Annotated in this window: 30 protein-coding genes; 26 read left to right on the top strand and 4 right to left on the bottom strand. The window is 43.4% G+C overall.

Going from position 1 to position 23,863, the window contains the following annotated elements; genetic code table 11:
* Positions 1-599: 599 nt before the first annotated feature.
* The 4 genes from EDX97_RS11510 to EDX97_RS11495 form a co-directional block, all read right to left on the bottom strand.
* Entirely contained in the window at positions 600-1,046 is a 447-nt protein-coding gene (locus tag EDX97_RS11510; protein ID WP_128521290.1) for a DUF5067 domain-containing protein, read from the bottom strand.
* A gap of 67 nt (positions 1,047-1,113) precedes the next feature.
* Positions 1,114-2,175: a 5-methylcytosine-specific restriction endonuclease system specificity protein McrC gene (gene mcrC, locus EDX97_RS11505; RefSeq protein ID WP_128521289.1), complete on the bottom strand. Its 1,062-nt coding sequence runs from the start codon at positions 2,173-2,175 to the stop codon at positions 1,114-1,116.
* On the bottom strand, positions 2,172-5,006 hold the full coding sequence (locus EDX97_RS11500) for an AAA family ATPase (RefSeq protein ID WP_128521288.1): 2,835 nt from the start codon (positions 5,004-5,006) through the stop codon (positions 2,172-2,174). Before EDX97_RS11500 ends, mcrC begins: the two co-directional genes overlap by 4 nt.
* A gap of 16 nt (positions 5,007-5,022) precedes the next feature.
* The gene (locus EDX97_RS11495) at positions 5,023-5,865 is read right to left on the bottom strand and encodes a hypothetical protein (protein WP_221175953.1); all 843 of its coding nucleotides are present in this window, start codon (positions 5,863-5,865) and stop codon (positions 5,023-5,025) included.
* Between EDX97_RS11495 and EDX97_RS11490 the strand changes: the two genes are divergently transcribed.
* From EDX97_RS11490 to EDX97_RS11785, 26 genes are all read left to right on the top strand, one after another.
* Positions 5,824-6,492: a DNA polymerase family A protein gene (locus tag EDX97_RS11490; RefSeq protein ID WP_245978069.1), complete on the top strand. Its 669-nt coding sequence runs from the start codon at positions 5,824-5,826 to the stop codon at positions 6,490-6,492. The genes EDX97_RS11495 and EDX97_RS11490 overlap by 42 nt on opposite strands.
* 88 nt (positions 6,493-6,580) lie before the next feature.
* On the top strand, positions 6,581-6,913 hold the full coding sequence (locus tag EDX97_RS11485) for a DUF7768 domain-containing protein (RefSeq protein WP_243163667.1): 333 nt from the start codon (positions 6,581-6,583) through the stop codon (positions 6,911-6,913).
* A gap of 4 nt (positions 6,914-6,917) precedes the next feature.
* Positions 6,918-7,250, top strand: coding sequence for a hypothetical protein (locus EDX97_RS11480; protein ID WP_128521286.1), 333 nt, complete (start codon positions 6,918-6,920; stop codon positions 7,248-7,250).
* Positions 7,250-9,523 carry a phage/plasmid primase, P4 family gene (locus EDX97_RS11475; protein WP_128521285.1) on the top strand — a complete coding sequence of 758 codons (2,274 nt, stop codon included), beginning with the start codon at positions 7,250-7,252 and terminating at the stop codon, positions 9,521-9,523. The genes EDX97_RS11480 and EDX97_RS11475 overlap by 1 nt, the downstream gene beginning before the upstream one ends.
* Positions 9,524-9,663: 140 nt before the next feature.
* Positions 9,664-9,945, top strand: coding sequence for a VRR-NUC domain-containing protein (locus EDX97_RS11470; RefSeq protein WP_128521284.1), 282 nt, complete (start codon positions 9,664-9,666; stop codon positions 9,943-9,945).
* Positions 9,926-11,269 carry a DEAD/DEAH box helicase gene (locus EDX97_RS11465; RefSeq protein WP_128521283.1) on the top strand — a complete coding sequence of 448 codons (1,344 nt, stop codon included), beginning with the start codon at positions 9,926-9,928 and terminating at the stop codon, positions 11,267-11,269. The genes EDX97_RS11470 and EDX97_RS11465 overlap by 20 nt, the downstream gene beginning before the upstream one ends.
* A gap of 47 nt (positions 11,270-11,316) precedes the next feature.
* Positions 11,317-11,736, top strand: coding sequence for a DUF1492 domain-containing protein (locus tag EDX97_RS11460; RefSeq protein ID WP_128521282.1), 420 nt, complete (start codon positions 11,317-11,319; stop codon positions 11,734-11,736).
* Between the two features lie 121 nt (positions 11,737-11,857).
* Complete coding sequence (locus tag EDX97_RS11455; RefSeq protein ID WP_128521281.1) at positions 11,858-12,217, top strand: HNH endonuclease; 360 nt, start codon at positions 11,858-11,860, stop codon at positions 12,215-12,217.
* Between the two features lie 111 nt (positions 12,218-12,328).
* Entirely contained in the window at positions 12,329-12,883 is a 555-nt protein-coding gene (locus EDX97_RS11450) for a P27 family phage terminase small subunit (RefSeq protein WP_128521280.1), read from the top strand.
* 2 nt (positions 12,884-12,885) lie between these two features.
* Positions 12,886-13,668: an S-adenosylmethionine synthetase N-terminal domain-containing protein gene (locus EDX97_RS11445; RefSeq protein ID WP_128521279.1), complete on the top strand. Its 783-nt coding sequence runs from the start codon at positions 12,886-12,888 to the stop codon at positions 13,666-13,668.
* A gap of 11 nt (positions 13,669-13,679) precedes the next feature.
* On the top strand, positions 13,680-14,927 hold the full coding sequence (locus tag EDX97_RS11440; protein ID WP_128521278.1) for a site-specific DNA-methyltransferase: 1,248 nt from the start codon (positions 13,680-13,682) through the stop codon (positions 14,925-14,927).
* 109 nt (positions 14,928-15,036) lie between these two features.
* Positions 15,037-15,471, top strand: a complete 435-nt coding sequence (locus tag EDX97_RS11435) for a hypothetical protein (protein WP_020991014.1) — start codon at positions 15,037-15,039, stop codon at positions 15,469-15,471.
* Positions 15,458-15,676, top strand: coding sequence for a DUF4314 domain-containing protein (locus EDX97_RS11430; RefSeq protein WP_042670387.1), 219 nt, complete (start codon positions 15,458-15,460; stop codon positions 15,674-15,676). The genes EDX97_RS11435 and EDX97_RS11430 overlap by 14 nt, the downstream gene beginning before the upstream one ends.
* 122 nt (positions 15,677-15,798) lie before the next feature.
* On the top strand, positions 15,799-16,161 hold the full coding sequence (locus EDX97_RS11425) for a DUF7698 family protein (RefSeq protein WP_128521277.1): 363 nt from the start codon (positions 15,799-15,801) through the stop codon (positions 16,159-16,161).
* Between the two features lie 13 nt (positions 16,162-16,174).
* A complete protein-coding gene (locus EDX97_RS11420; protein WP_008978740.1) occupies positions 16,175-16,417 on the top strand; it encodes a DUF7678 domain-containing protein in 243 nt (80 codons plus the stop codon).
* A 106-nt stretch (positions 16,418-16,523) separates the two neighbouring features.
* Positions 16,524-18,125, top strand: a complete 1,602-nt coding sequence (locus EDX97_RS11415; RefSeq protein ID WP_183164353.1) for a terminase large subunit — start codon at positions 16,524-16,526, stop codon at positions 18,123-18,125.
* A gap of 18 nt (positions 18,126-18,143) precedes the next feature.
* The gene (locus tag EDX97_RS11410; RefSeq protein WP_128521276.1) at positions 18,144-19,514 is read left to right on the top strand and encodes a phage portal protein; all 1,371 of its coding nucleotides are present in this window, start codon (positions 18,144-18,146) and stop codon (positions 19,512-19,514) included.
* Entirely contained in the window at positions 19,399-20,154 is a 756-nt protein-coding gene (locus tag EDX97_RS11405; protein WP_128521275.1) for a head maturation protease, ClpP-related, read from the top strand. Before EDX97_RS11410 ends, EDX97_RS11405 begins: the two co-directional genes overlap by 116 nt.
* Positions 20,155-20,169: 15 nt before the next feature.
* A complete protein-coding gene (locus EDX97_RS11400) occupies positions 20,170-21,351 on the top strand; it encodes a phage major capsid protein (protein ID WP_008978744.1) in 1,182 nt (393 codons plus the stop codon).
* A gap of 67 nt (positions 21,352-21,418) precedes the next feature.
* Positions 21,419-21,694 (top strand): head-tail connector protein, encoded by a 276-nt coding sequence (locus EDX97_RS11395; RefSeq protein ID WP_128521274.1) that lies wholly within the window; start codon positions 21,419-21,421, stop codon positions 21,692-21,694.
* Positions 21,694-22,026, top strand: coding sequence for a phage head closure protein (locus tag EDX97_RS11390; protein WP_128521273.1), 333 nt, complete (start codon positions 21,694-21,696; stop codon positions 22,024-22,026). The genes EDX97_RS11395 and EDX97_RS11390 overlap by 1 nt, the downstream gene beginning before the upstream one ends.
* Positions 21,990-22,412 carry an HK97 gp10 family phage protein gene (locus tag EDX97_RS11385; RefSeq protein ID WP_245978068.1) on the top strand — a complete coding sequence of 141 codons (423 nt, stop codon included), beginning with the start codon at positions 21,990-21,992 and terminating at the stop codon, positions 22,410-22,412. The genes EDX97_RS11390 and EDX97_RS11385 overlap by 37 nt, the downstream gene beginning before the upstream one ends.
* On the top strand, positions 22,405-22,722 hold the full coding sequence (locus EDX97_RS11380; RefSeq protein ID WP_128521272.1) for a hypothetical protein: 318 nt from the start codon (positions 22,405-22,407) through the stop codon (positions 22,720-22,722). The genes EDX97_RS11385 and EDX97_RS11380 overlap by 8 nt, the downstream gene beginning before the upstream one ends.
* Positions 22,723-22,725: 3 nt before the next feature.
* Positions 22,726-23,301, top strand: coding sequence for a major tail protein (locus EDX97_RS11375; protein WP_008978749.1), 576 nt, complete (start codon positions 22,726-22,728; stop codon positions 23,299-23,301).
* A gap of 11 nt (positions 23,302-23,312) precedes the next feature.
* Entirely contained in the window at positions 23,313-23,687 is a 375-nt protein-coding gene (locus EDX97_RS11370) for a hypothetical protein (protein ID WP_128521271.1), read from the top strand.
* Complete coding sequence (locus EDX97_RS11785) at positions 23,684-23,848, top strand: hypothetical protein (protein WP_008978751.1); 165 nt, start codon at positions 23,684-23,686, stop codon at positions 23,846-23,848. Before EDX97_RS11370 ends, EDX97_RS11785 begins: the two co-directional genes overlap by 4 nt.
* Positions 23,849-23,863: the final 15 nt, after the last annotated feature.

Genomic DNA, 23,863 nt, shown 5'->3' with positions numbered 1-23,863 from the left:
TTCAACCATATCATGAGATAGGCATAATAAAAACTGTGTTCATTAGTTAGCCGTACGCATCTAACTAACTTACACAGTTTAGATTACACTCTCCAAAAATTGATCAGTTTTAAATTACAATATACACAAATAAATCCGAGGACCTGGATTTACTTCCAAATCCTCGCAAATCCCCTTATTTCAAGCTTTTTTACTTTTACTTATGTGCTTTAGTCAACAGAACCACGCTCTCAACGTGGCACGATACCTTGATAATGATGTCACAATAGTGCCCGTTCTCGGAAACAAATCCACTTTATTCTCTGTTCGTGGAAACATATCTACATCTTGCCCTTTTCTAAGATTTACACACATAATCTGTGCTTTTTGTTATCCATATCAAAGTCTAAACCGTCGCAGTAAACGGAAACAGGTCTATAAGTTAATATCCCGTCTACCTTATATAATGCAGGCAATTTTGGTATCGACCCTTGTTACTGTCTCGACCTTTCTGCAATTCTGGGAGACATTCCATCAGTGGCAAATGTGTGCTTTCTGATGGGAATAAATTGTGTATTTTATAAACACTCGACCTCCCGATTATGCGGTCTCGACCTAACTTATTTATCAAAGTAAGTTTGTTTACCAATAGTGTCTTGGTCAGCTGTTGGCTCTCCAATAAGTACTTCAACCGGCGAATCATCATCTAATTTGAATTGATATGAAACCTCTACTGATGCACCGTCCTTGACTTCCTTAATCAAAGAAGCATCTGCGCCATTGATATCTGAAACATCCGTGATTTCTTTATCATTCTGAAAAGCACGAACTGCAAAAAGGCTCATGGCATAAAGCGGCTCATCGCTATTATTTGTGAAAGTAGCGTTAACCTTTGCAACCTTCTCTCCATTATCGTTGGTTGTAATTTCAGCATCACCTAAAGTCAAAACACATTCTTCGTATTCCGCTGTATTTGTAAGTTCCTTTTTTGTTTCCTCAGTGCTACCACATGCGGTAATGGAAAAGGCCATCATCACCACAAGCATTAATGTTGCTAATTTCTTCATGCTTTTTACCTTCTTTCATTATTATTTTGAGAGTAGCTCTATCATCTTTTTAAGCAATGTCGTTACATCAGCTCTTCAAGTCAAAGTGCGATTCTGCAATTTCATTTAACTGCTCTGCTATTTCCGAAAACGGAAGATTTAAATCCAACGTTCTGACGGTTATCTGATTGCCATGCATCTGGTATGTATTATTCGGTTGAATCTCTTCCTCGGTCTTTGCATACAGCAGCATTCCAGAAACCTCGTGTTCCTCATCACCAAACTCATAATCACGATTCTTCACGTAAGTAAAAATCTGATACATGTTATTGGAATGAAGCGTATGCTTGTCATACTGTGTTTGCGTCGTATGGCTGTAATACTTGGCATCAATGATAAGCACGGTGTTTCCTTTTTGCAGATGAATATCGCTTTGCATCACCGGCAGCATTGTTCTGATTCCATCATCCACTGACCAAGGTATCTGCGATGCGCTCACTGACAGTTCTGGATAATGCTTACTGTAGTATTCAAGAATAAACTTCTCATACAGTCTGCACATCCTTTGCTCATCAACAAAGTTTGCTAATCTATAATCACCTGCGTCTGTCGTAATCAGCATACCCTCAATTATTAGCTGACAAATGCTAATCAGCATACGATAAGTCTGGTTATTCCGTTGAAAGCGAATCGCGGACCATTTGATGGATGTCGGCTCCAACATATCCACATTGGAGAAGAACAACATTTTCTTTTTCAAATCATCCTTGTACTCCGTTTTCACCTTCGCATTTCTGAGAAGCAGCATGACCGTTGTTTTAAGAATCTGGTTATACAAATTGTTCTCCGACAGTTCATCAAACTCACAGGTCAAAACTCTCTCATGAGCTAAACGATTCTTGATGGTTCCCGGCATATTGATTTTTCCACGCATGACCGGTAATTCTTCCTGACGGTTAATGTACTCCCTGTATAGGCCCTGTTTCAGCTGAACACCGATACCTTTCGCAAGGATAGCTGCTAACAGGTCGTACATCTCATCAAATGATTCCACCGCTACATCTTCATAATTTTCCTGATTCAAAGTCTGAAACGCGTAGGCAAGCATATGGTAGATGTTATTTATCAGTATGCTCTTATCTTTTATCATTGAAATACACCATGCAAGATATTCTCCCAGCGTTGAAGCTTTGTATTATCATCAAACCAGTATTCACTTAGCATTGGTAAAATATCGTAATCCACGACGTCTTTCATCCACTCATCGGTACATTCATCTGCATTGCAGAAGTAGCTGTGTCCAATACAGAATCCCTTTCCAAGTGACTTGTCTTGCATGATTTCTCTATTGAGGTCTTTTATGCGCTCAATCAAAGTGTTGAAAGTATCGTTTGCAAATCCTTTCTGGTAATTTATGAATCCTTCGGAATCAAAGCCCGGTTCCATGTCAAAGAAGCTGAATCGTCTTCTAAGAGCATAATCAATCATTGCCAGACTTCTATCGGCTGTATTCATCATACCGATAATATGCAGTCTCTTTGGAACAGAAAAGCTCAATCCATTATAAGCAAGTGTTGCTCTCTTATCACGGTAATCTGCTTCAATCAACATCAAAAGCTCACCGAAGATTTTACTCATGTTTCCACGGTTAATCTCATCAATGATAAAGAAGTAATCCTTGTCAGGATGGTTTGCTGCCTTCTGACAGAATTTATAGAAGATACCATATTTCAATTCAAATCCGTCGCCAACCGGCTTATATCCCATGACAAAATCTTCATAGGAATAGTTCTGATGGAACTGAACGAACTCTATGCGGTCTTCATCTATTTCTCCCATGATGGAATATGCTAAACGCTTAGCAGCAAATGTCTTACCTACACCCGGAGCACCCTGCATAATGATGTTCTTTTTCTTTTTCAGTACAGACACCAGTCTGTCATACTTGGCTTCCGTAATATAAACATCTTTCAGGAAATCTTCCTTTGTGTATTTATCTTTATCCTTTTTGGATGGAGCAGGATTTTCATCTCGAATCATATCAAGAATGAATTCATATTCGCCCTTTGTCAGTTTGAATAAGCTACCCTGCGGATTGATGAAATACTCCATCTTTTCAAGTTCAGAGCACTCCTTCAATGTCGCATAGTCAATAGGCGAAGATAGGCCTTCTAATTTTTCAAAGTAAATCTTCTCGCCATCCTGCTCTGCGCTAATACGCATCAAAGCTACAATCTGCTTAACAGGCGTTGACTCATAGCCAATCACCATGTCTCCAGCTTTCGCATCCAAGAAGTTCTGGAACACTCTGCGCTTATTTCCATTGTCATTGTAAAGTGTATAATCCTGAACATCGCCAACTGGCATGCTGGCCATGCTCCACATCTTTGGATTTGCATTTAAGAACCAGTAATGAATGCCCGAAGCGTCATTTTTCAAGAGTTCCTCTTTGGTAATATCAAAGTATGGCTTCAAAATATAATTTTCAAACTGCTGCATTTCACCTTCAGGCACAGCAATGCACGTCGAGTTATCGTTTGGCGTCCACCACTTTTTTTCACCAGTATATGGACTGGTATCTTTCGACTCTGCAATAACAGTATAACTTCTCTCGCACCAGCCATCCTGTTTTTCAGAATTTTCCTCAACCTCATCAGAATCAATTCTACCCAATAAGCGGATGCTGTTGCCTCTGCACAGATAAAAGAAGTCGCCCTTCTTCATAGTTGCCACGAAATCCTCGCCTTGGGATACTTTTGTTTTACCCTTTGCGGCAGTATCCTTATGAACAACAACCACTCTTCTCTTTTCAAAAGCGGTCACTTCTGCATCAGTGATACAGTCATTACCGTGGCTTATCTTCCAGAAGTTCGGGGCCAAATTTGCATATAGTTTTACCTTTGATAAATCCACTCTTTCCAATGCTTCAGCAAGTTCATCTCGCAGTTTCCAAATATAAGAACCTTCTTCGTCCTTTTTAGCGTTTTTGCCTACATAGAGAACCGGCCACCACTTGCTATTTTCATTGTCACGTGGGAATACCGGACATCCAGTCTTTTGAACGACCCTCTTTGCCAAAGCAGAAGAACCAGCATTATAAAAATTCTTGCTTTCACCGTATTTGATGGCCAACTGTGTACAAGTAGCCTTACCACCGTAATCGACCATACGCTTCATGATTTCTAGACTGCTATCGGTGAATACCTCATTGTCGTTTAGCAAAGCTTCCCAATCATCAGCAGATAAAGCTGGCGTATAATCTGATGGCCACCACTCATCTGATGATTGAGCCGCGTCGTCTTTATTAAAATATCTGCTGATAAAGAAGCCAACATCAATGGTGAGTGTTCTTAATTCAGGGTCTGGGTAACAGGTACCTGTAATCTGTGCAGCGAGCATATTTTTGAGTTCTTCATCCTGCTGAAGTTCTGCGCAGATTTCGTTATAAAAAGCTAAGAAGTTGCGGATGTTATTAGCATAGGCACCTTTTTTGAAGGTATAGTCGCTCTCCAGTTCATTCGAAACTGCCTTTACTTCACTTAACTTGTAAATGTAGTACTTATCCGGATAGCGTAACCAAAGGTATGTAGAAATTGCATTCTCATACTGATAATGCTGTCCTGCACCGTTACCATATCTTTCAAGTAAGCTATTTGATTTCTGCTTGAAGTTCTCGATACGTTCGCAGACATCCTTACTCTCGTCATACAAGTCAATGAACATAGCACGGACTTCTTCTCCGGCAATCTCAGCAAACTTTGTAATCATTCTTGCTGGAAAGTTATTCACCGAAGCAAGAAGATTAGAAGTCTGAGACAGTGCCTTGGTAAGCATTCCGGCAAAGTCATCAGCATTGACGTCCCAGTTCACTTGGAAGCATTGCACTGCTTCCCATTTGTACTTTTCATCTGGCCACTGAGTTCCTACAAAACGTTTCTTGTATTCAACCAATGCGGCCTTCAATCTGAATCTATCAAACATTTTTCCACCGCCTTATTTATGCATTACGCAAACTTTTATATATTTCATCAGAGAAAATACCAAGAACCTGACGCTTCATTTCCTCATTCGATAATAGCAATGAGAAGAAGTCCTGATTCTGAGATAATCCCTCAATCAATGCATCGTCGATATCATCAAAATAAGAGAACTCAAAATCTTTCTGGGTATTATTCTTCGCACTGGTTTTTAACTTATCAGACTTCATAAGAATATCTCTAATCTGCAGCATTGCCTTAACCACTACATCATTGTCATAGTTCTTACCGGTTCTGCTGTTAATCTCATCGATAATTTCTGATAGTCTCTTTTCTTTATCTTCAGTAAGCCCAAAATGCTCAGCTGTCGGAAGCTTCATCACAGGCTTTGCAACAAGGTCTGACTTTTTATGTTCGTCACCCTTCTTCTGTACAAAGTTTGTCGCTTTGATTTTTCCATCAAGATTAAATCCGCCGCCCGGATGCTTGATGTTGATGTATGAAAGCAAATAAGCGATGAAGTTATACTTCTTGTGAAGGTCTGTATCTTCAAAGCTTGATACCTGCAACAAAAATTCATAAAAGCGGACAAAGCTACGCATAACTGATACACATTCTTTTTGAGTGTTGTACTCATAGTTTTCTAAAAGCTTCTTGCTCTTTTGCAGGAAGAATGTGAGTCTTTGTTTCTGCTTTCCGGTTACTTTCTGTGCATAAAGGATTTCATTTGCAGCCTCAATATCTGCTGGGTCCAAGATAGCATATGCATCAATCTTTGCTTCCAAATCATATACAGCATCTATTGTGCCTCTGCATCCCAGATGTTTAAGGTGCCAGTTGAAAAACACGGTATCAATGGCCATCTCCGTCAAAAAGGCAAGATTGCAGAGTTAGCGCTTGGCTATGGTGGCTCCGTTGGTGCATTAAAGGCAATGGGCGCTCTTGATATGGGACTTACTGAAGACGAGCTTCCTGCCCTTGTAGATGCTTGGCGACAATCCAATCCGCGTATTGTGGAATTCTGGTGGGCTGTGGACCGTGCTGTCACAGAAGCGGTGCGATATAAACATACGACTACTGATTATGGCTTAACCTTCTCTTGCCGCAGTGGGATGCTCTTTATCACCTTACCTTCTGGCAGAAACCTTGCGTATGTTAAACCGAAGCTTGGCACTAATAAGTTTGGTGGTACCTGCATCACCTATGAAGGTATCGGCAGCACCAAGAAATGGGAACGTCTCGAATCTTATGGTCCGAAGTTTGTGGAGAACATCGTGCAGGCAACTGCTCGTGACATTTTGTGCTATGCCATGCAAACGTTTCGCAATTGCTCTGTCGTCATGCATATTCACGATGAGCTGGTTATCGAAGCCGACCCTCGTATGTCATTAAAGGCAGTCTGTGAACAGATGGGTAGAACTCCACCTTGGGCGAAAGGTTTATTACTTCGTGCAGATGGCTATGAAACACCATTTTATAAAAAAGATTAAAATTTATCCGCTCAAAAAGGACGTTCATCTCCAGTGGAAACTAGAGGTGGACGTTTTTCTATGTCTGCCCGGAAAGGAGGACTCGCATATGAGCATCAAGAAACTAATCGTGTATATCTGCTCTCCTTATGCAGGCGACATTAAAGCAAATGTAGAAAATGCCAGACGCTACTGCCGCTTTGCTGCGGATAGCGGATATATCCCGATGGCACCACATTTATTGTTTCCGCAGTTTCTGGATGATACCAATCCCAAAGAACGTGAACTCGGTTTAGAGTTTGGCAAAGCCATCATCGAGAAGTGTTCTGAAGTCTGGGTATTTGGCAAACATATCTCATCGGGAATGGAAGCAGAAATCAATCTTGCCAAGCAGAACAATTATCGCTTGCGCTATTTCACAGACAAATGTCAGGAGGTTTAACACTATGTATGAAATTAAAGAAAACAGACGCAAATTAAATGACGGAACGGAAATCACTACTTATGCGCGTGATGTTTACAGTGCCAATATTCTCGAAGTCGAAGCTGGAACCACTGGTTTTATGGGCGGCGATACTGGTCATGGCGGACGTACCTACTTCTCCATCAAAGATGCCGGTTCCACGGATATTGACATCAATGTGATTCGTGACCGCTATGGCGATGCAGAAGGCTTCGAGGTTGTCCTTGGTGGCGATTGTGAACTGGAAACCATGATTCGTGCATTAAAGTTCATCACCAAGGTACTGGAGGAAGAATCTGAGGAGGTGTATGACTGATGCTTACCCTTTACAGCGCTGATGTTACTGGCAATCCCGGTAACTGCTCCTACCCTCACAAGCAGGTAATTCTCGACGAGGATAGCTTGAAAGCTACCATCTGCCACGACTATGTATGTGCAGAATATAAAAACAGCTACCGTAACAACGACAACTTCATCGGCAGCGATTGTCTGCCTGTTGATTGTGATAACGACCACAGTGAAAATCCAGAAGATTGGATTACCCCAGATGATGTCATGCAGGCATTTCCGGGTGTGACCTTTGCGGTCCACTACAGTCGTTTCAATAACAAAGTCAAGAATGGAAAACCGGCAAGACCGAAGTTCCATGTCTTATTTCCCATCGAGTATGTGACCGACGCCTCCCTTTATAGCGATATGAAGAAGCTGGTCAATTCTATCTTTCCATATTTTGATACACAGGCACTTGATGCAGCTCGTTTCTTTTTTGGAACTGCATCCGCAGATGTGGCTTTATATCCCGGTCGTATGAATCTGACAGAATATCTCGACGAGGACATTTTCGATGAAGATATGGCAGAAGGTCAATATGATGGTTCTTCTATCCCAGAAGGCAGTCGTAATGCAACCATGTCCCGTTTTGCTGGTAAGGTCATCAAGAAATATGGTGACAGTGAAAAGGCCTATGAAGCATTTATGGAAGAAGCTGCAAAATGCACGCCTCCTCTTGATACATCGGAACTTGCAACCATCTGGCACAGTGCGCAGCGTTTCTATGCAAGAGTTTCTTCGCAGGATGGCTATGTGGCACCGGAAGTATATAACGACCCTTCTTGCTATAAGCCGGAGGATTATTCTGACGTGGGACAGGCTGAGGTGTTGGCAAAATACTTCTCAAATGAACTGCGCTACTCTCCTGCTACGCACTTTATCCGCTACTCCGACCATTATTGGCAGGAAAGCGAACCGGGCGCACAGGCTGTTGCACATGAGCTCACACGCAGACAATTAAAGGAAGCCAACAACGATTTGATGGAAGCACTCGATAAGATGAAAAACTGTGGCGCCCAAAACATCCTTGATAGTACATCCAAGTCAAAGGCAGAACAGCTGATGAACGAGGAACAGCAAAAGGTCTATCAGGAGTTTCTGGCTGCAAAAGCATATCAGAACTTTGCCATCAAAAGACGTGATTCCAAGAATGTCACATCAACTTTGAAAGAATCCCATCCAATGCTTGAAATTTCTCCGAGAGATTTGGATGCGGACCCATTTGCGCTTTGTACCCCAGAAGCAACCTACGACCTTCGCAAAGGACTGGCTGGAGCACGTGAACATTCTCCAGAGGACTTTATTACCAAGATTACCAGCGTATCACCTAATCAGAAGGAAGTAGATGTCTGGCTTGATTGCTTGAATACCATTTTCCAGAATAATCAGGAGCTCATCGATTATGTACAGATGATTTGTGGCCTTGCTGCCATTGGCAAGGTGTATGTAGAAGCTTTGATTATTGCTTATGGCGATGGTCGAAATGGCAAGTCCACCTTCTGGAATGTCATCTCCCGTGTGCTTGGGCTCTACTCCGGCAATATCTCTGCAGATACCTTAACCGTAGGCTGCCGCAGAAACATCAAACCGGAAATGGCCGAGGTCAAAGGGAAACGTCTTTTAATTGCTGCCGAGATGCAGGAAGGTGCTCGTCTCAATGATTCCACCGTCAAACAGCTCTGTTCCACCGATGATGTATTTGCGGAAAAGAAGTACAAGGACCCGTTCTCCTTCAAGCCTTGCCATACCCTCGTACTTTACACCAACCATCTGCCTCGTGTCTCTGCATCCGATGATGGTATCTGGAGACGTTTGATTGTCATCCCCTTCAATGCCAAGATTACCGGTTCCAGCGATATTAAGAACTACAGCGAATATCTGTATGACCACGCTGCCGGAGCCATTCTCTCTTGGGTGATTGAAGGCAGCAGAAAAGTTATCGAGCTGGATTATCAGATTCCGGTTCCTGCTTGTGTGCAAGAGGCCATCAATGAATACCGTAGCCAGAATGACTGGTTTGCCCACTTTCTCGAAGATAAATGCGTGGTGGGTGCTGATTACAAGGAGAGTTCTTCTTCTCTTTATCAGGCTTATCGCAATTACTGCATCGATACCAATGAGTACGTGCGCAGTACCGCTGACTTCTACTTTGCTTTGGAGAATGCCGGATATGAGCGTATCACTCAGAATCGAAAGCGTTATTTTAAGGGTCTGCGTATCCGTACCGAGGACGATTTTGACGAGGAATTCTTAGACTAATAGACCTAATGACAAGGTGTATCAAGGTATATTTATAAACTTTTCTATAGGCTATAAAAAATCATATATATAAAAGTTATGTAAATACCATTGATACACCTTGCACTTATAGAAATTTACACTCTGATGGAGGCTTAGAAATGTTAGAAAAACAGATAGAGAACATGTTAACAAGGTCGGTTAAAAAGGCTGGTGGGATTGCACTAAAGTTCGTGTCTCCAAGTTTTGCAGGAATGCCCGACCGCTTAGTCTTATTACCTGATGGGGTGTGCGCCTTCGTAGAACTGAAGGCTCCCGGCAAAAAGCCACGCCCTCTTCAAGTAGCAAGACACAAAATGCTTCGTTCACTTGGCTACCGCGTCTATGTGATTGATGGCATTGAACAGATTGGAGGAATGCTTCATGAACTTTGTACCCCATGATTATCAGCGATATGCCATCGACTACATTGAAAGTCATCCCGTAGCTGCAGTACTCCTCGATATGGGCCTTGGTAAGACGGTCATTTCCCTGACTGCCATCGCAGACCTGTTGTTTGACAGCTTTGAAGCACATCACATCTTGGTTATTGCACCACTTCGTGTGGCCCGTGATACATGGCCTGCAGAAATCAAAAAATGGGAGCATCTAAAAGGACTTACCTACGCCGTGGCTGTTGGAACCGTCAAAGAACGAAGAGCAGCTTTGATGGAAGGCGCTGATATCACCATTATCAATCGTGAGAACTTAGGATGGCTTATCGATAGTAGCGGATTTCCTTTTGATTACGATATGGTCATTATCGATGAGCTCTCATCCTTCAAGAACCATAAATCAAAAAGGTTCCAATCCTTGATGAAGGTCAGACCAAAAGTCAAAAGAATTATCGGTCTTACCGGCACTCCTTCTTCTAACGGACTTATGGATTTGTGGGCTGAGTTCAAACTGCTGGACTTAGGAGAACGCCTCGGACGCTTCATCACCCACTACAGGAATGATTACTTCGTTCCGGATAAGCGAAATGGTGAAATCATCTACTCCTACAAACCAATGCCTTATGCAGAAGATGACATTTATCGAAAGATATCGGATATTACGATTTCTATGAAATCAACCGACCACTTGCAGATGCCGGAGCTCATTACTTCGCAATATGAAGTGGAATTATCCGAGGAAGAATCTGAGCGCTATGAAGAACTAAAAGCAGACTTTATCTTGGAACTTCCTGAAGGCGAAGTCACCGCTGCCAATGCTGCATCCCTTACTGGGAAGCTATCCCAGCTTGCCAATGGTGCCATCTATGACGATGAAGGCAATATTATCGAGATACACGATAGAAAGCTGGATGCGCTGGAGGATATTATCGAATCGGCAAATGGCAAACCACTGCTGGTGGCTTATTGGTTCAAGCATGACCTGCAAAGAATCAAGAAGCGCTTTGATGTCAGAGAAATCAAAACCAGCAAGGACATCAACGATTGGAATAATGGAGATATTCCTGTTGCTGTTATCCATCCTGCTTCTGCCGGTCATGGTCTTAACCTGCAGGCTGGCGGTTCCACTCTTATCTGGTTTGGGCTGACATGGTCTTTGGAATTATACCAGCAGACCAACGCCCGACTCTGGAGACAAGGCCAGACTTCCGGTACCGTGGTGATTGAACACATCGTTACCAAAGGAACCATTGATGAGCGCATCTTAAAGGCGCTGTCACTGAAGGAAGTATCACAAAACGCATTAATTGATGCGGTCAAAGCAAATCTATGACAAAGAATGCCAATCCAAGGGAAATCAAAACATCCGGAGGTATTAGCATGAATGCAAAAGAATACTTATTACAAGCACGTTTTCTTGATGAGCGCATCACTTCTAAGACGCAGCAGATTGCTTCCTTGAATGACTTAGCTACCAGATGCACCAGTACCTTTTCCGATATGCCAAGAAATCCGAATCGCGGTGGTTCAAGGCTGGAAGAATGCATCCTGAAGATTATCGATTTGGAGGACAGCCTGAAGAAGGACATCGAAAAGCTGGTGGACCTTAAGAGCGAAATCATGTCGGTCATCAAAGCTGTGCCAAACGTGGAATACCAGACGCTTCTGGAGAAACGCTATCTCTGCTTTCTTAACTGGGAACAGATAGCCGTGGACATGAACTACTCCATGCAGCATCTTCACCGTATGCACAGCAGCGCATTAAAAGAAATCGTGGTGCCAGACCATGATGAGAGTTAATGTGATAGATTGAGAGTATCGACCTATGATATTATTACAATAGCAAAAAAGAAAGTTACAAGAGGCCTTGTGGGACAAACTCCTACGGGGCTTTTCTTATGCCCGAACGGAGGTGAAACAGATGCCAAGAAAACCTAAAAGGCCCTGCTCCTATCCCGGCTGCCCGAACCTGACTGACGGACGTTTCTGTGAGGAACACGCAAAGCTTGAGGCCAAGAGATACGAACGTTACGACCGTGACCCAGCTACCAAGCGCCGCTATGGTAGAGCTTGGAAACGAATCCGTGACAGCTACGCTGCTGCCCATCCGCTTTGTGAGGTCTGCCTTGAGAAAGGTGTTTACACACCAACCGAGGAGATACATCACATCAAACCACTGTCACAAGGAGGCACCCACGACAGAGATAACTTGATGGCTCTTTGCAAAGCATGTCATGCAAGAATACATGCTGAGCACGGTGACCGCTGGCACAACCAGTAGGACCCGTAGGGGCGGTCAAAATCTCTACAGCAAACCTTCCGTGGAACGGGCGTGGGGTCACACGCGCAAAGTCGCGGTTTCAAACAGGGTATATAAGGAGGTGCATGAATTATGGCTAAGGACGGTACAAACCGTGGTGGCGCTCGCATCGGTGCCGGAGCCAAAAAGAAGCCCTTAGCTGACAAAATCGCTGAGGGTAATCCGGGCAAGAGAATGTTGACTGTCATCGACTTCGATAATAAAGCGGTCGATTTAGAAGGTCAGCAAATGCCCAAACCATCCAAGCTGTTATCCGCCACTCAGAAGGACGGAAAACCGCTGGTGGCTGAAGAAGTTTATATTGCGACATGGGAGTGGCTGGCAGAACGCAAGTGTGCAACACTCGTTTCTCCCCAGCTACTTGAACGCTATGCGATGAGCGTTGCCAGATGGATTCAATGCGAAGAAGCTATATCTGATTTTGGTTTCCTTGCAAAGCACCCTACTACTGGTAATGCAATCCAATCACCCTATGTGGCAATGAGCCAGAACTTTATGAGCCAGACCAACAGGCTCTGGATGGAAATCTATCAAATTGTAAAGGAAAATTGCGCTAGTGAATACAGCGGTGCCACTCCAATGGATGATGCTATGGAGCGCCTGCTTCGCGCAAGGAAAGGAAACTAACTATGATTGAAAAAGTAAATCCAAGTCATCCGGATAAGGTGGCAGATAGAATTGCTGGTGCAATTGTTGACTTAGCTTATAAAACAGAAGCTGTTCCAAAGATTGCAGTTGAAGTCCTTATCGGGCATGGTAAATGTCATGTAATTATTGAAACTACTGCTGCTATTAATCCTTTAGATGTTGAAGATGCAATTCACAGAATCGCCGGTGCTGTATGGGCAGATATCGATATTGTTCCACAGGATAAGCACTTATCTGATAACCAGTCAGCCGGTATTCGTTGTGGTGATAATGGTATCTTCAAGGGAATGCCTCTTACAGAGGAGCAGAAAGCTCTATCTGTAATTGCACATGATATTTACACACATTATCCATATGACGGAAAGTACATTATTGAGGAAGCAAGACTTATCATCTGTCAGAGCAATGCTTCCACTGCTGAGCTTTCAAATATGTACCCTCCTGCTGAAGTCAATCCGCTCGGTGATTGGACTGGGGGTACAGACGTTGATACTGGCGCTACAAACAGAAAGCTGGGAAGTGATATGGCTGACTCTGTTACTGGTGGTGGCCTTCATGGCAAAGACTTATCTAAGGCTGATGTCACTCTTAATATCTACGCATTCCTAAAAGCACAGGAAACAGGTAAGCCAGTACAGATTGCCTGCGCTATTGGTGATGACACCATTGATGGACATCCATATCAAGAACTCGTAGATATTGCAGCAGAATATATTTCATCCGTTGGCGGATTTGAAAAGTTCGCTGAATGGGGATTGTTTTAAGGAGGTCGCCTATGCAGATTGAAAAGAAAAATGTCGCAGAACTTCTTCCTGCGGATTACAACCCTCGTAAGGATTTGAAACCCGGCGACCCTGAATATGAAAAGCTAAAACGCTCGATTGAGCAGTTTGGTTATGTGGAACCTGTTATCTGGAATGCCACTACTGGCTGTGTGGTTGGTGGCCACCAGCGATTAAAAGTGCTTCAGGATATGGGTATGACAGAGGTTGACTGCGTAGTTGTTGAACTTGATGTCGAACATGAAAAAGCATTAAATGTCGCACTAAACAAAATCAGCGGTGAATGGGATAACGATAAATTAGCTTTATTGATTGCAGACCTTCAGGGTGCTGACTTCGATGTATCTCTTACAGGTTTTGAACCTGCAGAGCTTGATGATTTATTCAAGGATTCCACGAAGGATAATATCAAGGAAGATGACTTTGATGTAGCTGCAGAATTACAGAAGCCTACCATCACCAAGGCTGGTGACCTTTGGTGCCTTGGCTCACACCGTCTATTCTGCGGAGACAGCACTAAGGCTGAATCCTATGAAATGCTGATGGCTGGCAAGAAATCAAATCTGGTGGTAACCGACCCTCCGTACAATGTGAACTACGAAGGCACAGCCGGTAAGATTCAGAACGATAACATGGATAATGATTCCTTCTATCAGTTCTTGCTGGACGCCTTTACCAATATGGAACAGGCTATGGCCGAGGATGCTTCGATTTACGTCTTCCACGCTGATACGGAAGGCTTGAACTTTAGAAAAGCATTCGCTGATGCAGGCTTCTATTTGTCCGGTTGCTGTATCTGGAAGAAACCTTCTCTTGTGCTTGGTCGTTCTCCATATCAGTGGCAGCATGAACCTTGCCTGTTTGGTTGGAAGAAGTCCGGCAAGCATCAGTGGTATTCCGGTAGAAAAGAAACTACTATCTGGGAATTTGAAAAGCCTAAGAAAAATGCCGACCATCCTACGATGAAGCCGATTGCATTAATTGCATATCCGATTATGAATTCCAGCATGAGCAACTGCATCGTACTTGACCCGTTTGGCGGTTCCGGCAGCACACTTATCGCTTGCGAACAGACCGGTCGTATCTGCCATACAATTGAATTAGATGAAAAATACGCAGACGTCATCGTGAAGCGCTACATTGAACAGGTAGGTACTTCCGATGGCGTTTCTGTTATCCGTGATGGCCTTACTTATTCCTATGATGAGGTGGCTATCGAAGAAGAATCCGACGCTGATTGATAGACAAAAACCACACTTTCTAAAGGCACATATTTGTTGGATATATAGCTTGCTATTATGTGCCTTTAGAGTGATTAATGTACTACCAAATCAAAAGGAGGATTTCATTATGTCAGAAACTACTGGACTTACCATTTCCATTCCACTGGATAAGGTCGCAGTTGGCAACCTTACCAATCTTCTGGATGCAAAAGGAACACTTATTAAAAAGGCTCTTGGTATTGCAGAACTTCCAATCATTATCGAGGAAGATGTTATTTCATTTCCTTGGTTTGAAGAGATGCCTGCTGCCGAGGAATGCACTGCCTACACTGCTTTTATCGCAGCCCTTTGCCAGATGAGCATCAAACAGAAACGAATCAACTCTGCTGAGAAACCTACAGACAATGAGAAGTACGCATTCCGCTGCTTCCTGCTTCGCCTTGGATTTATTGGTGATGCACATAAGGCAACAAGAAAAATCTTACTCAAGAATTTAACCGGAAGTTCCGCTTTCAGGAACGGTTCACCTGCAAAGGAGGTGCATGAAGATGCGATTTCCTAATGCAGCAATCGTTGAACGATTAAGAAATCAATATCCTGCCGGTACTCGTGTTGAACTCTTGGAGATGGATGATGTACAGGCTCCACCAATCGGAACACAAGGAACAGTACTTGGTGTTGATGATACAGGCAGCTTGATGGTGAGCTGGGATAACGGTTCCGGACTCAATGTTGTGTATGGAATTGACCGCGTAAAAAAGCTGTAAATTACACACTTTTTGCTGCTGATATTTGTCACATATATAGCTCTAATTAGCTTGCTATTATGTGCTTTTAGAGTGATATATAGTACTACCAAAAGGAAATACACATTTAGGAGGAACCTACCATGACAAGAATTGAATTATTAGACAAAGCAGCAGAAAACGGAACACGCTTCAAGGACATCGACATCAACCCAACCTTCGGTGCAGCCTACTTCTACAGCATTGACGCAGGCAACGAACTTATCAACTTCGCCGAAGTTATCTGGGATTACGACATCGACCCAATCCTTGAAAACTGCAAGCGCCTTGGAATCAGTGAGTTTACCATCAGCTCAACCTTTTCAAGCCTTATCACAACGATTGCAGAGCTTCAGAAAAAAGGATGCACACTTGACGGACTTACAGAAATCAACAGCCGCTACGACGACTGGAAAACAGGTAAGAAAGAGCGCATTCCAGCATTCAAGATGAGCATTGCAGAGTAAGGAGGCGACAAGGATGTGGCACGAAGGAACCATCGGAATTCCAAAAGGCGATAAGTACACCATCGCCCACTACTGGGTCAAGGCTTACGAAGAAGGAAGCGAGTACGGAATCAACAACGGTCGCATATCTAAGCTGACCATTAAGATAGCCGGTAAGATTACAGCCAACTACGACAGAGGCTGGGACATCGAACCTGCTGAGGATGATGAAGCAACACAGATTGCCTACTGCATTCTCTTACAGAATTACAACTAAGAACCCGGAAATATAAATCCCCGGATGCAGAGCCGAAAGGCCCTGTATCTCGTTATGTCGGTCGCAATGATGCGGCTATTTTTTATGCCCTTTTGGAGGTGAGAACTTGAGAAAACTGAAAAAATATAAGCCGACAAAATTCAAAGCTAAGGATTCTCATTACGATGAGGAGGCTGCTGATTACGCAGTGAATTTTATCGAATGCTTGTGTCACACCAAAGGAACATGGGCAGGTAAACCTTTTGAACTGATTGATTGGCAGGAACAGATTATCAGAGATATCTTCGGTACATTGAAACCGAATGGATATCGACAATTCAATACAGCTTATGTGGAAATTCCTAAGAAGATGGGAAAATCAGAACTTGCTGCAGCTGTCGCCCTACTGCTTACTTGTGGTGATGGTGAAGAACGAGCTGAAGTATATGGCTGCGCCGCTGACCGCCAGCAGGCAACTATCGTATTTGATGTTGCTGCAGATATGGTGCGTATGTGTCCGGCGCTTAATAAAAGAGTGAAGATATTAGCTTCCCAGAAACGTATCGTGTATCAACCTACCAACAGTTTCTATCAAGTGCTTTCTGCAGAAGCCTATTCAAAGCATGGTTTCAATATTCATGGCGTTGTCTTTGATGAGCTTCATACGCAGCCGAACAGAAAACTGTTTGATGTTATGACTAAGGGTTCCGGCGATGCTCGTATGCAGCCGCTCTACTTCCTTATCACAACTGCAGGTACAGATACCAATAGCATCTGTTATGAAACACACCAGAAAGCTAAGGATATTCTTGAGGGAAGAAAAATCGACCCAACCTTCTACCCGGTTATTTATGGTGCTGATGAATCAGATGATTGGACTGACCCGAAGGTCTGGAAGAAAGCGAACCCTTCCCTCGGTATCACTGTTGGCATTGATAAAGTTAAAGCTGCATGTGAATCTGCCAAGCAGAATCCCGGTGAAGAGAACTCCTTCAGACAACTTCGTTTGAATCAATGGGTAAAACAGGCAGTTAGATGGATGCCAATGGAAAAATGGGACAACTGCTCCTTCCGCGTTAACGAAGATGACCTTGAAGGTCGTGTTTGTTATGGCGGACTAGACTTGTCGTCCACTACAGATATCACTGCATTTGTATTGGTGTTCCCACCTGCAGATGAAGATGATAAGTATGCTATTCTTCCATACTTCTGGGTACCAGAAGATACGCTAGACCTGCGAGTCAGACGAGACCATGTTCCTTATGATGTGTGGGAACGGCAAGGCTTCCTGCAGACAACCGAAGGTAACGTTGTTCACTATGGTTATATTGAAAAATTCATAGAGCAACTTGGTGAGCGATTCAACATTAGAGAAATCGCCTTTGACCGTTGGGGTGCTGTCCAGATGGTACAGAACCTTGAGAACATGGGATTCACTGTTGTTCCATTTGGTCAGGGCTTCAAAGATATGTCGCCACCTACTAAGGAGCTTATGAAACTAACACTTGAAGAGAAACTGGCCCACGGTGGTCATCCAGTACTGCGCTGGATGATGGATAACATTTATATCCGCACTGACCCGGCTGGAAATATTAAAGCAGATAAAGAGAAATCTACAGAGAAGATTGACGGTGCCATTGCAACGATTATGGGCCTTGACCGTGCAATCCGCTGTGGAAATGATACCGGTGCTTCTGTCTATGATAACAGAGGCATTTTGTTTATTTAGAAAGGCTGGTGATGATATATGAGCTTTATTTCTGGTTTATTTCGTTCAAGAGATAAGCCCACAAATAGTATTAACGGAAGCAGCTACCGCTTCTTGTTTGGTGGAAGCACCTCTGGCAAATCAGTCAATGAGCGTTCTGCCATGCAGATGACTGCAGTTTATGCCTGCGTCCGCATTCTTTCAGAGTCTATTGCTGGATTACCAGTTCATCTTTATCAGTACAAAGATGGTGGTTCTAAAGCAAAAGCTATCGACCATCCGCTTTACACCTTGCTTCATGATGAGCCGAATCCTGAAATGACATCATTTGTATTCAGGGAAACACTCATGACGCACCTTCTATTGTGGGGTAATGCTTATGCGCAAATCATCCGCAATGGTAAAGGTCAGGTCGTTGGCTTGTATCCTTTGATGCCGAATCGAATGTCGGTTGATAGAGATGATAAAGGCCAGCTCTACTACCAATATCAAATGCAGGATTCTGATGCTAATACAGGTAAAACAGGAACTGTAACCTTGAAGCCATCAGATGTGCTTCATATACCCGGACTTGGCTTTGATGGTTTAGTTGGATACTCTCCCATCGCTATGGCTAAGAATGCAATCGGTCTTTCCATTGCTACAGAGGAATATGGTGCTAAGTTCTTCGCTAATGGAGCTACACCGGGAGGTCTTTTAGAGTATCCGGGTACTGTAAAAAATCCTGATGCTATTAGAGAAAGCTGGAACAAAGGCTTCTCCGGCAGCAACTCTCATAAAGTTGCAATCTTGGAAGAAGGTATGCACTACACACCGATTTCTATTTCTCCAGAACAAGCACAGTTTCTGGAAACAAGAAAATTTCAGATTGATGAAATAGCTCGAATCTTTAGAGTGCCACCACATATGGTCGGCGACTTAGAGAAATCGAGCTTTTCTAATATTGAGCAGCAATCACTGGAGTTCGTGAAGTACACATTGGAGCCTTGGATAGTTCGTTGGGAACAATCCTTGAACCGTGCCCTTCTTACAGATTCAGAGAAGGCTGCTTATTTTGTCAAGTTCAATGTCGATGGCTTGCTGCGTGGTGATTATCAGAGCCGAATGAACGGTTATGCCACCGCAAGGCAGAATGGCTGGATGTCGGCTAATGACATTCGCGAACTTGAAAACCTAGACCGTATTCCACCGGAACTTGGTGGTGACTTATATCTCATCAATGGAAACATGACCAAGCTGGAGGATGCAGGTATTTTTGCAGCGACCACTGCTGCTGGAAAGGAGGAAGATTCCGATGAAGAAGTTTTGGAAGTGGAAAAATCAGATGACGACAAATCAGGAGACTCAGGAACAGACGATGGAGAGAACTCTGTTTCTAAACGGAACAATCGCCGAGGAAAGCTGGTTTGATGATGACGTCACACCGCAGCTTTTTAAGGATGAGCTGCTTTCAGGCAGCGGTGATATCACCGTTTGGATTAATTCTCCCGGTGGTGATTGCGTCGCAGCTGCCCAGATTTACAACATGCTGATGGATTACAAAGGCAATGTCACAGTCAAAATCGATGGTATTGCGGCATCTGCTGCATCTGTCATTGCAATGGCAGGTACAAAGGTGCTGGTCTCTCCGGTATCCATGATGATGATTCACAATCCGATGACTGTTGCTTTTGGTAATACCGGCGAGATGGAAAAAGCTATCGCAATGCTTGATGAAGTCAAAGAATCCATTATCAACGCCTATGAAATCAAAACCGGTCTTAGCCACGCTAAGTTATCTCATCTCATGGATGCGGAAACTTGGATGAATGCAAATATGGCAGTTGAACTTGGATTTGCTGATGAAGTCATGAAGCGTGAGGAAGCAGATAACGACATCCCTCAGCCTGCTGTAGCAGCAACCTACTCTCGTGTTGCAGTCACAAATTCTCTTATGGAGAAGCTCGCTGCAAAATGTCACATTGACTCGAAAAAAGTCGAGTCAGAACCTACTGGTCGCTCTGTTGATGAACTTATGGAGCACCTTAACACAATCAAGAAATACATTTAATGGAGGTAAATAACCATGACTATTATGGAACTTCGCGAAAAGCGTAATAAAGCTTTGGATGCAGCTAAAGCATTCCTTGAATCTCATCGTACCGACAAGGGTGTTCTTTCTGTCGAGGACGATGCTACTTACACAAAGATGGAAGCAGATATTGATGCTCTTACAAATGAAATCCACAGACTTGAACGTCAGGAACAGCGTGAAGCTGAAATGAGTATGCCTATCAATACTCCGCTTACTTCTAAGCCTTCCGGAAATATGGCACACGACAAGAAGACTGGTCGTGCATCTGATGCCTATAAGGACGGTATGCTTACTGCCCTTCGTACAAACTTCCGTCAGGTATCTAATGTCTTACAGGAAGGTGTCGATGCCGATGGTGGTTACCTTGTACCTGAAGAGTACGACAGCCGCTTAATCCGTGTACTTGAAGGTGAAAACATCATGCGTAAGCTTGGCCACAAGATTACTACTTCTGGCGACCACAAAATCAACATTGCTTCTACAGAGCCTGCAGCAGCATGGATTGAGGAAGGTGGCGCACTTCAGTTCTCTGATGCTAAGTTTGCACAGATTTTACTGGATGCCCACAAGCTTCATGTAGCCATCAAGGTAACCGAAGAGTTGCTTTATGACAATGCTTTCAACCTTGAAAACTACATCATTGAGGAATTTGGTAAGGCACTTTCTAACGCTGAGGAAGATGCATTCCTTAACGGTACCGGTGTAGGACAGCCTCTTGGACTTTTCGCTGCAACTGGCGGTGGAACTGTTTATAAGACTGTAACAAAGCTTACTGCAGACGACATTATGAATCTTGTATATGCGCTTAAGCGTCCTTACAGAAAGAACTCTGCATTCATTATGAATGACCAGATTATCGCTACTATCCGTACTTTCAAGGATGGCAATGGTGCATATATGTGGCAGCCTTCTTATCAGGCTGGAGAACCGGATAAGCTTCTTGGATATCCTGTTTACACTTCTCCTTTTGCACCTGAAGATGCGATTTCCTTCGGTGATTACAGCTACTACAACATCGGTGACCGTGGTACTCGTTCCTTCAAACAGCTTACTGAGCTTTTTGCCGGTAACGGTATGATTGGCTTTGTAGCAAAGGAACGTGTTGATGGTAAGCTTATCCTTCCTGAAGCAGTACAGATTTTGAAGATTGGCAGCACTACTGCTAAATCTTAAGAAAACGAACAGCGGTGTCATTCATTTAGAGTGGCATCGCTGATTTCATGATTGGAGGCGATGAGCAATGCTTGTAACACTGGAAGAAATGAAGAATTATCTGCGCGTGGATTATGAAGATGATGATAGCTTAATCGAAACGCTTATAGCTTCTGCTAAGCGCATCTGTATGGATATTCTCAGAGTGGATGATGAATCACTTCTTTTCGATATTGAGAATGCAAAGCCTGCCATCATGTACAGCGTTGCATATCTATATGAGCACCGAGAAGAAGCTGACCACCATGCTTTGACCATTACGCTTCGTTCACTTTTGTTTGGTTCACGTAAGGAGGTCTTCTGATGGATATTGGTTTATTGAATGTTCGAATTACGATTTCAAAGAATGTAGTAACCACAGATGCTATCGGGAACCACAAAAATGAATGGGTGCCCTTTTACACCTGCTATGCCACAGTCAGTGGTGAAGCTGGTAAAGAGGAAACCGATGCAGGCACTATCGTTGATGATTCTAAAATCGACTTTACTATCCGCTGGTGCAAGAAAGCTGCAGCACTTGATTCCACACATTATCGTGTTGAATTTGGTGGTGAGCTTTATGACATCAAGGCCGTTGACCACATGAACTACAAGCGCAAATGCATCAAATTATCCTGTCAGAAAGTGAGGCGATAATTATAGCTACTAAAGTATCCATTGACCAGATGGCATCTGCCATCATGGATGGCCTAAAAGAATACGCTGACCTCGCCACTGATGATTTGAAAGCAGCTGTTAAGAAAACCGGCAACGAAGTCAGAAAACAGATTCAATCTACTGCGCCAAAAGCCAGCGGCAAATACAGCAAAAGCTGGTCTGTGAAGACAACTAAAGAATCCTCTAACGGTATGGAAGTGACTGTTTATTCAAGAAACAGATATCAGCTTGCACACCTGTTGGAATTTGGTCATGCCAAGCGTGGCGGCGGTCGTGTTGCAGCCAGACCGCATATTGCTGCTGCAGAACAGGCTGGTATTGAATCGTTTGAACAGGCCATCGAAAGGAGCTTAAGAAATGGATAGAATTCTTGCTATTTTACAGGAGATAGAGCTTCCTTTTGCATACGACCATTTTGCTGAAGGTGAATCTCCTGAACCACCATTTATCTGCTACCTGATTCCCGGCAGTGATAACTTTGCTGCTGATGGAAAAGTCTACGTAAGGATAAATGAATTTCATATCGAGCTGTATACCGACTGCAAAAATCCTGCACTCGAAAACAGCGTCGAAGCTGTGCTTGATAACCACAGCATTTTCTATAACAAATCCGAAGTCTGGATTGAGAGCGAAAAGCTCTATGAAGTCCTATATACATTTGAAATGGAGGTATAAATCATGGGCAATAAAGTAAAATACAATCTTAAAAATGTTCATGCTGCAAAGCTTACAAAAACAGAAGACGGTAAGTACACCTACGCTACACCTCAGCCTATTCCGGGTGCAGTAAGTATCAGTCTTGATGCTGAGGGTGATTCCAGTCCGTTCTATGCAGACGGTATCGTATATTTCCGTTCTACTGCAAACAATGGTTATAGCGGTGACCTTGAAATCGCATTGATTCCTGAATGGTTCCGCACAGATATCTTGAAGGAAACCTTAGACAAGAATGGTGTTCTTATCGAAAGCTCTAAGGTTACTGAGATGGAAAAATTTGCACTGTTATTTGAATTTGATGGCGATGTTCGCTGCATCCGTCATGTTCTTTATAACTGCACAGCTTCTCGTCCTTCTATCGAGTCTGAAACCAAGGAAGATACTATCGAGCCGGGAACAGAAAAGCTTTCTCTTACTGCTGACCCTCGTGAAGATGGCCTTGTTAAGAGTAGAACTGGTGATTCCACTAGCGAAGCAACTTATAACGATTGGTACAAGCAGGTCTATATTCCTGTTGAGCCTACCACTGCCGGTTAAGGAGGAATCGTATGCTTAGTAAAACTATCAAGGTCGGCGATAAAGAAGTCGCCTTCCGCTCTTCTGCTACTATCCCAAGACTCTATCGTGCAAAGTTCAAAAGAGACATCTTCAAAGACCTGTCTAAACTGGAATCCTCTTATAAAGGTAACAGCGAGGCAGGTTCTTCTTTTGCCATCGAGGACTTGGAGATATTTGAAAATGTGGCCTACATCATGGCTTATCATGCTGACCACAACATTCCAGAGGATATCGATGATTGGCTTGACCAGTTTGAAATGTTCTCTATCTATGAGGTGCTTCCAGAAATTCTTGAACTCTGGGGTACAAATCTGATTACAGACGTGGAGTCTAAAAAAAACTTAAACGCAGTAATCGCGAAATGACAACCGCACTCTTCCTTCTGCGCTGCGTAGAAATAGGTATCTCCATTGCTGAGCTTGACCTTCTTACCATCGGTATGGTGATGGATATCTGGACGGAAAAAGGCAATGACGGAGCTACTTATGACAATCTTGCAACGCAGGAGGATTTTGACAAATTCTAAAGGAGGTAACCGCCA

The sequence above is a fragment of the Absicoccus porci genome, assembly GCF_003725415.1.
Lineage (GTDB): Bacteria > Bacillota_I > Bacilli_A > Erysipelotrichales > Erysipelotrichaceae > Absicoccus > Absicoccus porci.
The sequence above is the reverse complement of the archived record's forward strand: the minus strand, read 5'-3'. Positions and strand labels throughout refer to the sequence as shown.

Excerpts from the sequence above, each read along its gene's own strand:
- EDX97_RS11510 (WP_128521290.1), bottom strand. The coding sequence starts at position 1,046 with ATGAAGAAATTAGCAACATTAATGCTTGTGGTGATGATGGCCTTTTCC.
- EDX97_RS11785 (WP_008978751.1), top strand. The coding sequence starts at position 23,684 with ATGACAACCGCACTCTTCCTTCTGCGCTGCGTAGAAATAGGTATCTCC.
- EDX97_RS11370 (WP_128521271.1), top strand. The coding sequence starts at position 23,313 with ATGCTTAGTAAAACTATCAAGGTCGGCGATAAAGAAGTCGCCTTCCGC.
- EDX97_RS11400 (WP_008978744.1), top strand. The coding sequence starts at position 20,170 with ATGACTATTATGGAACTTCGCGAAAAGCGTAATAAAGCTTTGGATGCA.
- EDX97_RS11380 (WP_128521272.1), top strand. The coding sequence starts at position 22,405 with ATGGATAGAATTCTTGCTATTTTACAGGAGATAGAGCTTCCTTTTGCA.
- EDX97_RS11445 (WP_128521279.1), top strand. The coding sequence starts at position 12,886 with ATGATTGAAAAAGTAAATCCAAGTCATCCGGATAAGGTGGCAGATAGA.
- EDX97_RS11385 (WP_245978068.1), top strand. The coding sequence starts at position 21,990 with ATGCATCAAATTATCCTGTCAGAAAGTGAGGCGATAATTATAGCTACT.
- EDX97_RS11495 (WP_221175953.1), bottom strand. The coding sequence starts at position 5,865 with ATGGCCATTGATACCGTGTTTTTCAACTGGCACCTTAAACATCTGGGA.
- mcrC (WP_128521289.1), bottom strand. The coding sequence starts at position 2,175 with ATGATAAAAGATAAGAGCATACTGATAAATAACATCTACCATATGCTT.
- EDX97_RS11470 (WP_128521284.1), top strand. The coding sequence starts at position 9,664 with ATGTTAGAAAAACAGATAGAGAACATGTTAACAAGGTCGGTTAAAAAG.
- EDX97_RS11390 (WP_128521273.1), top strand. The coding sequence starts at position 21,694 with ATGGATATTGGTTTATTGAATGTTCGAATTACGATTTCAAAGAATGTA.
- EDX97_RS11480 (WP_128521286.1), top strand. The coding sequence starts at position 6,918 with ATGTATGAAATTAAAGAAAACAGACGCAAATTAAATGACGGAACGGAA.
- EDX97_RS11425 (WP_128521277.1), top strand. The coding sequence starts at position 15,799 with ATGACAAGAATTGAATTATTAGACAAAGCAGCAGAAAACGGAACACGC.
- EDX97_RS11395 (WP_128521274.1), top strand. The coding sequence starts at position 21,419 with ATGCTTGTAACACTGGAAGAAATGAAGAATTATCTGCGCGTGGATTAT.
- EDX97_RS11410 (WP_128521276.1), top strand. The coding sequence starts at position 18,144 with ATGAGCTTTATTTCTGGTTTATTTCGTTCAAGAGATAAGCCCACAAAT.
- EDX97_RS11490 (WP_245978069.1), top strand. The coding sequence starts at position 5,824 with ATGTTTAAGGTGCCAGTTGAAAAACACGGTATCAATGGCCATCTCCGT.
- EDX97_RS11405 (WP_128521275.1), top strand. The coding sequence starts at position 19,399 with ATGAAGAAGTTTTGGAAGTGGAAAAATCAGATGACGACAAATCAGGAG.
- EDX97_RS11485 (WP_243163667.1), top strand. The coding sequence starts at position 6,581 with ATGAGCATCAAGAAACTAATCGTGTATATCTGCTCTCCTTATGCAGGC.
- EDX97_RS11500 (WP_128521288.1), bottom strand. The coding sequence starts at position 5,006 with ATGTTTGATAGATTCAGATTGAAGGCCGCATTGGTTGAATACAAGAAA.
- EDX97_RS11450 (WP_128521280.1), top strand. The coding sequence starts at position 12,329 with ATGGCTAAGGACGGTACAAACCGTGGTGGCGCTCGCATCGGTGCCGGA.
- EDX97_RS11465 (WP_128521283.1), top strand. The coding sequence starts at position 9,926 with ATGAACTTTGTACCCCATGATTATCAGCGATATGCCATCGACTACATT.
- EDX97_RS11455 (WP_128521281.1), top strand. The coding sequence starts at position 11,858 with ATGCCAAGAAAACCTAAAAGGCCCTGCTCCTATCCCGGCTGCCCGAAC.
- EDX97_RS11430 (WP_042670387.1), top strand. The coding sequence starts at position 15,458 with ATGCGATTTCCTAATGCAGCAATCGTTGAACGATTAAGAAATCAATAT.
- EDX97_RS11475 (WP_128521285.1), top strand. The coding sequence starts at position 7,250 with ATGCTTACCCTTTACAGCGCTGATGTTACTGGCAATCCCGGTAACTGC.
- EDX97_RS11375 (WP_008978749.1), top strand. The coding sequence starts at position 22,726 with ATGGGCAATAAAGTAAAATACAATCTTAAAAATGTTCATGCTGCAAAG.
- EDX97_RS11435 (WP_020991014.1), top strand. The coding sequence starts at position 15,037 with ATGTCAGAAACTACTGGACTTACCATTTCCATTCCACTGGATAAGGTC.
- EDX97_RS11420 (WP_008978740.1), top strand. The coding sequence starts at position 16,175 with ATGTGGCACGAAGGAACCATCGGAATTCCAAAAGGCGATAAGTACACC.
- EDX97_RS11460 (WP_128521282.1), top strand. The coding sequence starts at position 11,317 with ATGAATGCAAAAGAATACTTATTACAAGCACGTTTTCTTGATGAGCGC.
- EDX97_RS11440 (WP_128521278.1), top strand. The coding sequence starts at position 13,680 with ATGCAGATTGAAAAGAAAAATGTCGCAGAACTTCTTCCTGCGGATTAC.